This is a genomic window from Acinetobacter sp. ABJ_C5_2 (genome assembly GCF_044538485.1).
Classification (GTDB): Bacteria; Pseudomonadota; Gammaproteobacteria; order Pseudomonadales; family Moraxellaceae; genus Acinetobacter; species Acinetobacter nosocomialis_A.
In genome coordinates this window covers 1-11,834 of sequence record NZ_JBIUCS010000046.1, presented here as the reverse complement: position 1 = coordinate 11,834, position 11,834 = coordinate 1, and the positions used below count along the sequence as shown (strand labels likewise).

At 33.6% G+C, this 11,834-nt stretch carries 12 protein-coding genes; 4 read left to right on the top strand and 8 right to left on the bottom strand.

Annotated features, from left to right (window positions below):
- Positions 1–79: IS3 family transposase (locus tag ACH8JV_RS18715; RefSeq protein ID WP_146050574.1), on the top strand; the 79-nt coding region annotated here is incomplete at its 5' end.
- A gap of 230 nt (positions 80–309) precedes the next feature.
- On the opposite strand, the gene ACH8JV_RS18710 is transcribed toward ACH8JV_RS18715, so the two are convergent.
- Positions 310–1,338, bottom strand: a complete 1,029-nt coding sequence (locus tag ACH8JV_RS18710; protein ID WP_396523089.1) for a hypothetical protein — start codon at positions 1,336–1,338, stop codon at positions 310–312.
- Between the two features lie 128 nt (positions 1,339–1,466).
- On the opposite strand from ACH8JV_RS18710, the gene ACH8JV_RS18705 reads away from it, so the two are divergent.
- Together ACH8JV_RS18705 and ACH8JV_RS18700 are read left to right on the top strand one after the other, a co-directional pair.
- A complete protein-coding gene (locus ACH8JV_RS18705; protein WP_343568286.1) occupies positions 1,467–3,311 on the top strand; it encodes a 3'-5' exonuclease in 1,845 nt (614 codons plus the stop codon).
- Positions 3,312–3,694: 383 nt separating this feature from the next.
- Positions 3,695–3,928 carry a hypothetical protein gene (locus ACH8JV_RS18700; protein WP_025469101.1) on the top strand — a complete coding sequence of 78 codons (234 nt, stop codon included), beginning with the start codon at positions 3,695–3,697 and terminating at the stop codon, positions 3,926–3,928.
- Positions 3,929–3,991: 63 nt separating this feature from the next.
- Here ACH8JV_RS18700 and ACH8JV_RS18695 read toward each other — a convergent pair whose 3' ends face one another.
- The 7 genes from ACH8JV_RS18695 to csuAB all read right to left on the bottom strand — a co-directional run bounded on the left by ACH8JV_RS18695 (position 3,992) and on the right by csuAB (position 10,668).
- The gene (locus tag ACH8JV_RS18695) at positions 3,992–4,474 is read right to left on the bottom strand and encodes an Imm26 family immunity protein (RefSeq protein ID WP_396523087.1); all 483 of its coding nucleotides are present in this window, start codon (positions 4,472–4,474) and stop codon (positions 3,992–3,994) included.
- Positions 4,475–4,648: 174 nt separating this feature from the next.
- A complete protein-coding gene (gene csuE, locus ACH8JV_RS18690) occupies positions 4,649–5,668 on the bottom strand; it encodes a Csu fimbrial tip adhesin CsuE (RefSeq protein ID WP_396523085.1) in 1,020 nt (339 codons plus the stop codon).
- A complete protein-coding gene (gene csuD, locus ACH8JV_RS18685; protein WP_396523083.1) occupies positions 5,665–8,163 on the bottom strand; it encodes a Csu fimbrial usher CsuD in 2,499 nt (832 codons plus the stop codon). The genes csuE and csuD overlap by 4 nt, the downstream gene beginning before the upstream one ends.
- Positions 8,160–8,993 (bottom strand): Csu fimbrial biogenesis chaperone CsuC, encoded by an 834-nt coding sequence (gene csuC / locus ACH8JV_RS18680; protein WP_396523081.1) that lies wholly within the window; start codon positions 8,991–8,993, stop codon positions 8,160–8,162. Before csuC ends, csuD begins: the two co-directional genes overlap by 4 nt.
- The gene (locus ACH8JV_RS18675) at positions 8,987–9,505 is read right to left on the bottom strand and encodes a spore coat U domain-containing protein (protein ID WP_396523079.1); all 519 of its coding nucleotides are present in this window, start codon (positions 9,503–9,505) and stop codon (positions 8,987–8,989) included. The genes csuC and ACH8JV_RS18675 overlap by 7 nt, the downstream gene beginning before the upstream one ends.
- A 4-nt stretch (positions 9,506–9,509) precedes the next feature.
- Positions 9,510–10,058 carry a spore coat protein U domain-containing protein gene (locus ACH8JV_RS18670; RefSeq protein WP_396523091.1) on the bottom strand — a complete coding sequence of 183 codons (549 nt, stop codon included), beginning with the start codon at positions 10,056–10,058 and terminating at the stop codon, positions 9,510–9,512.
- 73 nt (positions 10,059–10,131) lie between these two features.
- The gene (gene csuAB / locus ACH8JV_RS18665; RefSeq protein WP_002049140.1) at positions 10,132–10,668 is read right to left on the bottom strand and encodes a Csu fimbrial major subunit CsuAB; all 537 of its coding nucleotides are present in this window, start codon (positions 10,666–10,668) and stop codon (positions 10,132–10,134) included.
- 583 nt (positions 10,669–11,251) lie between these two features.
- Here csuAB and ACH8JV_RS18660 point away from each other — a divergent pair.
- A partial coding sequence (locus ACH8JV_RS18660) for a TetR/AcrR family transcriptional regulator (RefSeq protein WP_396523077.1) occupies positions 11,252–11,834 on the top strand: 583 nt, incomplete at its 3' end.

Sequence of the window (11,834 nt, the reverse complement as noted above, 5' to 3'; positions counted from 1 at the left end):
TAATCATGAGAGAATCAAGGTAAAGCTACAAGGTTTATCCCCTGTACAATATAGAAACCAGTTTATAAAAACTGCTTAACTAACTGTCCAACTTTATGGGGTCAGATCATTCCACCGCAGAGGGGGCGAGAGTGGCTAAACACTAAAAGTATAAAACCTTTAATGCTCGTTTGATTCAGCCTGTCAAAGCCGGCTGGCAAAGGATAGTGCTCAACCTTATTGCAGTCAAGCACACAAAATGACATTTGTTTTAAAATAGATCATTAAAAAGTAAGGATAAATAATTAAAATTTATTGTTAAATTGGGGTTTATAAACTAGAAATAGGATCATCAATAAATAAAGATGGAAAACCGTGCCCAATCATATCATTCCACTCATATTGACCTATCGTAAGTTCTAATATTCTTGAAAAAAGCTTATCTATTAAATGATTTTTCTTTTTAGTAATTTTTAGTTGATCGTCTTTTAGTGTCAAAAAGAAACAGTCACTATTACTACAGTATAAACCTTGTTCAATAAATTCTTCTAATTCTAAAAATGAAACTACTGATAAAAAAAGTTTAATTTCTGCATTTTGCCAATCTACATCCCTACGAGAAAAAACAGATAAATGCGTGTGATCTTTATTACTCATCTTGGCAATATTTATAGATTTTATAACGTACTCATTGTTTACAACAGAAAGTCTATGATCAACATCAAAATAATTTAATAAATAACGTCTAACACATGATTCAAATTGAGTTTGGCTAAAACCTAACTCTTTAAAGGGACGCGAATTTTCAAAAAAATATTGTAAAGCGACGAGTGGTAAATCAAAATTTTTTTCTTCAGTAGAAGTCTGCTGATATTCCCATAAAAATAATCTCCCTTCAAAAATGGGACACAAAAATTCTATCAATGAATTATAAGAGTGATCTGAATCAAAATTCTCTGCTGATATTTTTTTAGTTTTACTAAACAACTTCCCTTTTATATCTTGTGATTTAAGCAAATCCATATGACCATAATACTTTACTACTAATAGAAAATGTTTCCAAAATTCTGGATGATGCTCTAAAAGAACATGCGCTACTTGTAAAAGTTTTGAAAACTTATAGCCTATTGGTTTGCCATATTTTGCACTTAAAATTGCTTTTATTAAGACAATATACCCATCTCCAAATGAACCCGTTTTGATTTCATAAAGCTCAAATTTCTCTTCGAATGAACTATGCCATTGCCAAAACCAACCATAATCGGTATCGCCATTTTCCCACCCATATTCAAATAAATCTCTTAGTTTATTAAAATTATCTGGAATTTCAGAATAATTAATAGGTAAAAGCTGTACCATTATCTTTATTAACTCCAGATTAAAGAGATTTATTAAAACATTATATATAAATTTGATATGTTTCACATTATTTCTTACAATTGCCAACTTCTTAAAATAATCCTTTATAAAAAGTTTGAGATAAATCTATGGCTGAAATGATCCCTGAAAGTATTTTAAAGATTCATAAAGCAACATCTGGCGAGAAGAAAATATTTAAAATTTTACGAGAGGCTCTTCATCCCGATGATGAACATTATGTTTGGTATGACACTCCTGTTCTAGGACGGTATAGTGATTTTGTAATTTTCAGCCAAGACTTTGGGATAATAGTTTTAGAAGTAAAAGATTGGTCTAAAAATAGGTTTAAAAGTTTTAACCCACGTAAATTTCGCGGTAACTTCTATAATGAAAATGAAGAAGTAGAAGTTACAAATCCTTTGCAACAAGCAAGAAATTACGTCAACAAAATTAGGGACCTTGTAGGCAAAAATACCTCTTTGATCCAAGTTGATGGTGAATATGCAGGAAATATCCGTTTTCCTATCGGCAAATGTATTGCATTTACAAATATGAGTCGTAAAGAAGCAACTGATTTAGGATTAATTAATGATTCAATAATACCAAATGAGCAAGCTTTGTTTTCTGATGACCTTAATTTTGATTTAGACAATCGAGATGAATGTAAGAATTTTATAAAAAAAATTAAAGCGTCATTAAAATTCGATCGTATTAACTTTCCTTTTGAACCTCTGAATTTTAAAGAGTTACAACATCTAAGATATACTTTATTTCCTGAAATTCGTATTGGTGATCAAACTGAATTTTTAAATATAAATACAGTTAAAGCTTTAAGTGTTGAGCAAGAAAAAGTAGCAAAAAATATTGGTGAAGGACATCGAATTCTAAAAGGTGTAGCAGGAAGTGGGAAAAGTGTTGTTCTCTCATGTCGTGCTAAGTATTTACAGCAGACAAATCCTGAATGGAAAATTCTTGTTATATGTTTTAACCTTAATTTGTTAAATCAACTTAAACTGAATATCTTAAATGAAAATTCACCATCAAATATCACTATTACTCATTTTCATGGACTAGTTAAGAAAATTACTCAAGCAAATTTAAAAAAATATCCAGATGAAGATCAAAGTCAATATAATGAGCGAATAGGTCGTTTATTAATCGACTATATAAATGAGAATTCTACTGAAAAATATCAAGCGATTTTAATTGATGAAGGTCAGGATCTTTCAGATGATTGGGTACGAGGAATAACCAATCTAATTGATCCTGAAACAAATAGTATCTTATTTTGCTATGACCCAGCACAAAATGTCTTTGGCCGAAAGCGTCCTAATTGGAAATCTGTTGGACTAACTGTACAAGGTAAAAAGCCAACCGAACTTAAAGAATGCTATCGCAATACAAAGGAGATCCTTAGATTAGCTAGTTTATTTTCTGATGGCTCAAATGAGATACTAACTGATGAAGATGATTTATCATCACGCCTAACACCTAATATAGAATATTGTCATTCTGGCTCAGAACCTGTTCTTAAACAGTTAAAAAATATTGAAGAATTAACTTTATATTTAATTAAAGCAATTCAAAAAGCAATTTCATCAGATAAATACACCTTTAAAGATATGGGTATCATTATTACACCAGGTAATCGTGAGTTGCTTGAACTAATCAGAAAAAATTTATTAGAGACTTTTGGTCCAGATGCTGTCACTTTTTTACTTAAACGGGAAGAAAAACTGAACTTTAATCCCTTATTAAATAGTATTAAAGTTATGTATATTGAAGGATGTAAGGGTTTAGAATTTCCTATAGCTTTTTTTATTGGTCTAGACAATATGCCTAGAGAAGATAGAGATCCTGAAGCCGAAAAATGTCTTGCATATGTGGGGATAACTAGAGCACAGCAACATTTAATTATCCCCTTTTTGAATGATCAAGGTTATATATCGCATATCAATAATTATTTTAATTAATTATTAAGAGCATGGGGTGGTGATCAGAACACTTTTGATCACCTCACTTGAGTACACAAAAATGCCTCATTTTGTTAAAACAAAAAAGCCAATTCTTTCGAATTAGCTTAATTACAACAGACCAGCTTTACTTGAAAATTGCTTCTTGGTTTTATTGTTCGCAACAATCTTCATCTTTTCTTGTTATAGGCCTAACTTAACTTTTCATTATGACATTTCGGTTAAAAAAACAGCTTATACTTATATAAAAACAAACTTGATACACAAAATAGTAGTTTTAGCGAACCAGGTCACAATTTAAGTAACTTGTATATTTTAAATACATATTCCACTAAACATTTAAGTCTATTATGCTTGAGTTATCTAAGTGTTAAGTATGTATGATGGAACAGCAAACTTTATTACAAGAACTGAACTCTCTCATTGAATACTATTCAAAAAGAACCGATTGCCCCCCTACTCGTATACGCATCGGCTATAGAGCGTATGCAAAGCTCATGCAGTGCCCGCCTTTTGCAGATGAAGTCATGAACTCGGCGTTAGATCCAAATAAACGAAAATATAAAAAGATAAAGATTAAAATTACCAAAGATGATGACCAATTAGAGCTTGAGTAAGCCTTAGATATCTAAGCCACTTTTAAAATATCTAATTTCAATAAGGTAAATCTTACATTTATTTTATTCAAACTCAGGATATACAAAATCATATTTTCCTGTGTTTATTTTATAAACAATACTATCTGGCGGTATGATACTACCAATTTCTGCAAGCCTATTTTCCCCTTCTAATTTTCCTACATATTGCTGTGGTTCATTAACTTTCCAAATCCACCAGTTATCCGATATTTTTGTTTTAGGGTCATCGCTACTACTACGGAATAACACATCGTTATTGCCAACTTCCAAGGACTTTCCAACCTTTTCCCAAAACCCTAGCTGAATGCCCCACTTAGTTACACAATGTGCATAGAAATCAACCTCATCATTAATGATTTCAGATAAATTGCATTTATTATCTTCAGAATAGGATGTCTTAAATACTCGAATTACATCACTATTTAATTGAGTTAAATCAAAAACCACTAGTTGAAAATATTTTTTTCTTCCATTCTCCAACTTAACTACAAATACATCTCCAATTTTTGTATGTATTCTTTTCATTATTTAGTACCAAAATTTCAGCAATACTTGCTCTTGTTGAGTTATTTTACTTTAACAACATATCAGTATTTTTATAAAAACGTTATTTATAATTTATAAAAAATTCTATTTTTTCATTTATTTAAAGTCGAAAAGCCCATGAACTGAGCTTTTATCTTCTATATAAATTAGCTTTTAAAACTCGACTTGTACCGTAACCGTATCTTGATAGGTTCCCGCTGGTACTGTGTCTGCATTTTCATCGACAATTTTTGTGGTAAAGACATAGCTCTGCTGCGTCACTCCGTTATGTACACCGGGGTTAAGAGTCGCATTTAAACTCGACCAACGCTCGTTACCGCTTCCCCATCGGTCATTCGATGAGTTTTTGAAAATATCGTATTTTAAATATGTATTTCCCGTTTGTGACTTCATCGCTCGTTGGTTGCCGTTTTGCGGGGAAAGTCCATTATTTAAACTCACATAATATGGTGTATTTACAGAGCAACGTATTCCCATAGACGACTGTACAGGCTCAAGCTTAGAAGCAAAAGCGGCCGTACCAAAGTTTACGTCTTGCGTTAAAATTCGGCAGTCCGGAAGTACGGTAATAGAGAGCGAACCAAGCGAGTCCGCTCCACTTCCCCAGTTAAAACCAATTCCTAATACCCCACGTTTAAACCCAGGGCTTTCAAAGAAAGCACCGATGCCAATAATTGCAACTGCGGGTACAGAATAGAACCATTTTACTTTTAATGGTGAGTCAGCTTGATACACACCCGGTGATACACTTTGCCCAGCCGGAAGGCGTATATAGAAAGGCAAATTACCATCTGGCCCACTAAAAAGATTGACCAGTGTAAAGCTACTCATGTCTTTTTCTTGGCCTAAGCTAATGATTTCATTGTTACTATCTAAAATAATAGCATTGAGTTTTTCTCCAGTTTGAGCATTGGTAAATGAATTCGACATTTGCTCAACCCGATATTTTAAATAGGTCATGTTCGCCAAAGCTAAGCTAAAACCCGTACATGACAAACCCGAATTAAACTGTGAAGAGTTTTCACCGTTTTCCGTTAAATAAATAGACGGAACCGAAATAGAAGATGAACCCGAAGCACTCACACTACATGCAGCATGAGCCAAATTTCCAGCCAGCATCAGTCCAGAAAATATGCCTAAATGGCGAAGTAATTTTTTTGTTTTTATATTCATGGTAAAGATACCTCATGACACATAACAGGCTTAACCACCACAATCTGTTGCTTGGCTTGTTCTACATCTACAGAAAAATCTGCTTTACAAATGCTTTGATCCGAACGTTGAACAGTCACGGTATTATTCGGTTTTAAGTTTTCTAAATAGACAATGCCATCCATTCCCACATAAGACGACTCTTGGTCAGCTCTATGCACCACAGAACCAACAGGCATAGGTTTGCCGTCTGCTTGAGTTAAATAAACGTTGGCAGCAATAGACTGATGAACTGGGAACTTAATCACAACACCCGAGCCGCGTTTAGCAGCAATACGTTGTTCAACTTGCGTGATGGTGAAGTTTGAAGGTAAGTCGATTGGGTCGACGCTGTATTTACCCGAATAATAAGGCGTCACCGACGGCACAAAAATATGGCCTTTTTTATTACTGCGGCCAATTAAACTGTTTTCGTATCGAACCAAAACATCTGGTACTTGGTTGGTATCAATCAAGGCAAAAGAATCGCCTAAACGATTTGAAGCAAATACCTCACCCGCCATATAAATTAGGGAACCTGATAGACCAAACCAGTAGTTATAGTCATGGTTTCCAGACATACCAAAGTCGGTATTGATATAACCGTTGCGGTAATTGATGCGTGCCTGATTTAAATCTTCACTATTTTCATTATAGCGTCGGGTTAAATCGACTCCGAAACCACCCTCAGACGGTACAGAACGGTTGAAATTAACATAGCCCGTATCGCCCTCTTTATTAAATGCATAACCCGAGTTCACAGTCGCGTTTCGCTGGAACAGTGGTATCGAAAGCTGAAATGCAGCACTCCACTCTTTTTCGATAAAGTCACGATTAGCACTGAGTGAAACTGTCACGCCATTCATATAGGTCGGTAAAACAGGTGCCCATGACAAGTTTAAAAAGCGATTTTTAAAGTCATTTGCTTTGGTATCAATATATCCGACACCAAAAGTCCCTGAGTTTTTGGTGGCAAAGTAGGTATTGGCCGTTAAGCTTTTATTACTATTGACCGAAATTAAATTGCTATATTGCAGCCGTGAAAGATCGGTATATTCATCATCACGCTGGTTATGGTTAATGCTAAAACCAAAGCGATTACGGTTATAGCTGTACCCGACCGTATATTGCTTACCCTCTAAGTCTTTGGTGCGATCTTCAGACATAGATTTGTCGGCCTTACTTTGGCTAAAAGAAGCACTCAGCACACCTAAGTTTGCAAGTTTGAGTACAGACCCAGCACCAAATAACTGTAAGTCTGAGGAAAGCTCAGTACGTCCTTCTACGGTAAACCAGTCATTTACCCCATAACGGGCGTCGGCTGCACTTGCAAACTTTCCATAAGAGAAATTTTTAAGTCCGTAGTCTTCACGGATTTTCCCTAAAGACAATGAATAGTCAAATAGGCCGGGCTTTAACAAAGTATTGGAAATATAAAACGGTACGGCAGTCGTGACCTGACGTCCGACTGCATCGGTCGTGACAACAACGGCTTCACCTTTACCATTAATAAAGGGAACATTATTCAATATAAACGGCCCAGACTGTACTTCAGTTGAGCTGGTCTTTTGCCCATTAATAATTAAATCGACTGTACTTGGTAAAGCAGCTTGCCCAATAAACTGTGGTAAGGGATAGGTAATTAAATCTGGTCGAGTTGAATAGTTTCTCTGTACCTGAAAACCACCTAGACGAACAGAACTTCCCCAAGTCGTTTTACTACCGGTAATAATGTCACCCAGTACAAAAGATGTAGCATTCTTTTGGTTATCAAATTGCCAAGATGTGTCATAACGACGGTAGCCGTCATTGTCTAGAGGCTCGGCATTACCTTCGTTTTTATATTGGTTTTTGACATAGACACCAGAGTTTTTAATGACCCCTAACGGAGAAAAAAAGCGCTGCTCGGTAAATAAACTACTGGTTGAACCACCCTGATGTGGTCTATAAGTATAAAAATCATAGTTATTGAGCAGCCCTATACCCGACTGAGCAACGACAGGTTTATACCATGAGTCTTTACCCAAAACTTGAGTCGGCATCCAAGCAGGTGGAAAGTTAAGCTTAAAATATTGATTTGATGATTGATATTCATAGCTTACATCTTTCAACTTATCTAAAGATATCCAGTCACTCGCATCACCACTAAACCCCAAAGTTAAGATATCTTGATTGGTTAAAGTAGTGTCGTTGTTTGTCAGTAGCTCCTGAGGAATTTGAATTTCCAACTCATCAATCAGCTTGTTTTTTTGTATGAAGTACTCATCATTTTTAACAATAACAGGTACAACCTGCTGCACTGAATATTGGTTTACAACCAAGTCTAGATATAGCTTAAACAGTTGATTAATTTCGTTAATATCTTTTGGTGGTGGAGGCAAATCGCCAGCAAAAGCAATATTTGGAATATTTAAGCATCCACCCGACAACAAAATTAGCAAAATACTTTTGCATAAATTATTATGCCGAAGGATCATGTTGGATCCTCCATTTTGCTAATTTCGATCAACTCTTGTTTTATGCCAGAACTATCAACACCATAAATTTTAGAAGTTTTTAACAACTCATTTGCAGTCGATTTATCGATAGCAAACTTCACGGTACTATTCGATAAAACATACCCAAAAGCAGCTTTCCCTAAAGAAATATCATGGCCAGTTTTTGAAGTTTTAAGTGCTGAAAGGCGAGCAAATTTCTGTCCATTATTTTTTAAATATAGCTCAGACTGGCCTTGGTCATTATTGCGGACTGACCATTGTAAAACGGGTTTGGCTAAAGGATTTTTTGCATTCGCTTTTTGGCTTTCTTCAGTTAAACCACTACCTATACCTTTTCCATAGGCAAATAACGGAATGGAGTAGCGCATTTGGAAACTCACTTTAGAGGCATCTTGCTCGTTTCCATCAGAAAGGCGGATCGGTAGCTCGTCTACAATCAAACGATATGACTGTTCTTTGCCGTCTGGCAAATTGGCACTTTTGGTTAAACGAAGCATATGCTTCTCACCTGCTTTAATTTTAGCTACAGGTGGACTAGGTATAATTTCTGATTGCTCGCTATAGTTATCTTTTAAGCCTTCTTGGTTCCATTTAAACACCCGAATTTGTACCATTGCATCGGTCTTGCCAGTATTTTGGAGCCAAACCGCAGTTGCTTTTTCATTGGCTTCAATTTTTGGATAAATAGGCCAAATTAAAAAAGTTGCTTGTGCCATCACAGGTGTAACAAGTGATAATGTACTTGCAAATAAAAAAGATTTTAAAATGCCATTTTTAATAAATGCAAAATTGTTCATACAAATCACCATGTAATCATTATTGAAACAGTATCTTTATAAATTCCGGCCGTATGTGGTTCATTATTATTTTCCAAATCAACGACACCATATATTTCAAAATTTGCCAGACGGTTTGTAGGTGTTGTGGCAGGCAATAAATATTTATTACCAACAATATATTCAGTAGATAAACTGCTAGAGTTATATAATTTATAAGTTAAATAATTCGAAGATGAACCATTTTTCATACGTCTTACATTATTCTGTAGATTTTCACCACCATCTATAGAAATACTAACAGGCAAACTTTCTGTACAACGGATATTCCAAGATTCTTTGCTATTTATAATATTGGAAACGATTTTATCTTTTGATAAAGCTGAATACTGACCAAAATCCATTTTTTGTTCGATATTATCTATTGAACATCCATTTTCAATTTTAGCTTGAACTTTAAAGCTAGAATTTAATTGAGGATCTACCGCATATAAAAATGGACTTACAGATAGCAATAATATTGCTTTAAAATAAAAATATTTCATTTTCTTAAAACTCAATTGTAATTGGTACTATATCTGTATACTCACCCTTAGATATACGTCCACCATCGTGTATGGCTTGACCAAAAATATCGATATTCTTTTTAGTATTCATATCATTAAGAATAAAAGCATCATTCGCTCTAATTACTTGTTTATTTAAACCATAGAGCAAGTTATAAGCAACAAAATCTCTACCATTACTTAATGCATGATAATAATTTTGTGAAAATGAAGTAGGAACTTTACTATCATTATTTCCAGAACCAAATATTATTTTTACAGTAGAAATACCAGCACATTGTATTTGTAAACCAGAGTTTCCATTATTTACCAAACTTGCATCGATCACCCCATTAAAACCAGTCGAGGTTTCACCAAAATCAACAGTTCCAAAATTTAAATTTGTCGCATTATTTTCAACAACTTTATTATTAATAGAACAAGAAGGTAATAATTCAATTTGACTTGTTAATTTAGCTCCAAACCCACCCGCATTTAATGAAGAAATTAAAAAATAAGAAATTATAAATATAGAACCACGATTTAATATCATCTTCCCTCCATTTAAAACAGGTTCACTCACTTTTAAGTAAACCTGCCACTCAATTAATTATTTCTTTTTATATTTAGAAATTTACAGTAACTAATAGAGTATCTTTATAATCACCTTGAGCTTTTGCTGTGCCAGTATTTGGAGCGATTGCACCGAAAATTGGTACCGCTGTAGCTTGGCCACTCACTGTAGTGAACTGTTGTGGCTGGTTTACAACATAAAGGTTTGTACGAGCAGCATCGCGGTAAACGTTATATGCAACTACATCAGCAGAAGCAGTATTTTTTAAAGTGCGGTCTGTACGTTCACCACCATCAATTGCAACTGTAAAATCAACAGGATCCGTGCCGTCACAAGTCACAGAAATATTACCGCCTGTAGCTGCTGAAGCGACTTCAGCTGTTAATACGTTGTTCCAAGTACCGGAAGTTTTACCAAAATCTAAAGTACCAAACTTGTTCATATTCCCTTCAGTTTGACTACCACCTACAGTACAGCCTGTTGAGATATTTAATTTAACGTCAACCTGTCCAGTAACAGCCGCTTGAGTATTTACCGCATAACCAGCAACTATTAATGCTGCAAGAAGTGATTTCTGAATGTTTTTCATATTCATAACCTACATATATAATGATTAGTTTTGTAGAACAAAATGAATCAAACGTGATAAATAAAATATGTCCAATTTGTTTTATATATAAAACAAACTACCTTTTACTATTGTGTGATTCTCTTCACAATTTAATAACAATTATTTAACTTGTATACACACATTACAAAAAGACTATGTTTACTTATTTAAATTTCTTTTTTTAATAGTCAAAAAAATACCTAACTAAATACCCACCCCTACTTTAAAAAAAAGACTAAAAAATAGAGAAAATAAATATCATCCATCAATTAAAAATTAGTCAATATTTATTCAAATACAATAATTTATAGATTTAAAAAAATCAGAAGAAACTCATTATTATTTAAATAGGTCACACGACCTATTTTAACTATTACTTAAGAAACAAAAATAAGTCATATGACCTATTTTTTAATTTTAGATTGGGTCGCCTGACCTAAATTAAAAAACTATAGGTCATATGACCTATATTTAGTTTAATAGAATTTAAATATTTTATTTATATTTTTCTAATTTCATGGTTTAGAATGCCTTTTTTTAAATAGTACTTACAGGCTGGATAATGATCAAAATTGATACCTTTGATACTATGCAAATAAAGAAGTCCTTTACCACACTAAAAGGACAAGAAAGAATAAAGCAAATCTTAAAAAATGCTGAGCTAGTTTTTCTTACTAAAGGTTATTCTGGTTTTAGTATGCGAGGAGTTGCCGCTCAATCAAATATTAGTTTAAGTACCTTGCAGCATTATTTCCAAAATAAAGATATTTTATTAAAGGCTTTACTCGATAAATTAATTTGCGACTACATACAGCGTATAGAAATTTTAATCAACTTAAATGCAAATGAACCGCCCTTGCATCGGTTTATGAATATTATTACTAATATAATATATGAAATAGAACAACCGGTCATTACGCATACATTTAAAGAGGTATTTTCTATTTCAGACCACTTACCCTATGTATATGAATCTTTGTCAATGATACAAAAGTATAATTTTGAACTTATATATAAAATCATCCTTCCTATTCATAATGAAATATCATCAGAAGAATATAAAGAAAGAGCTATAATTATAATTACACAGCTTAACGGTTATTTAGTTCAACATTCAAACAAAAATACAGATGAATGCTATAAAC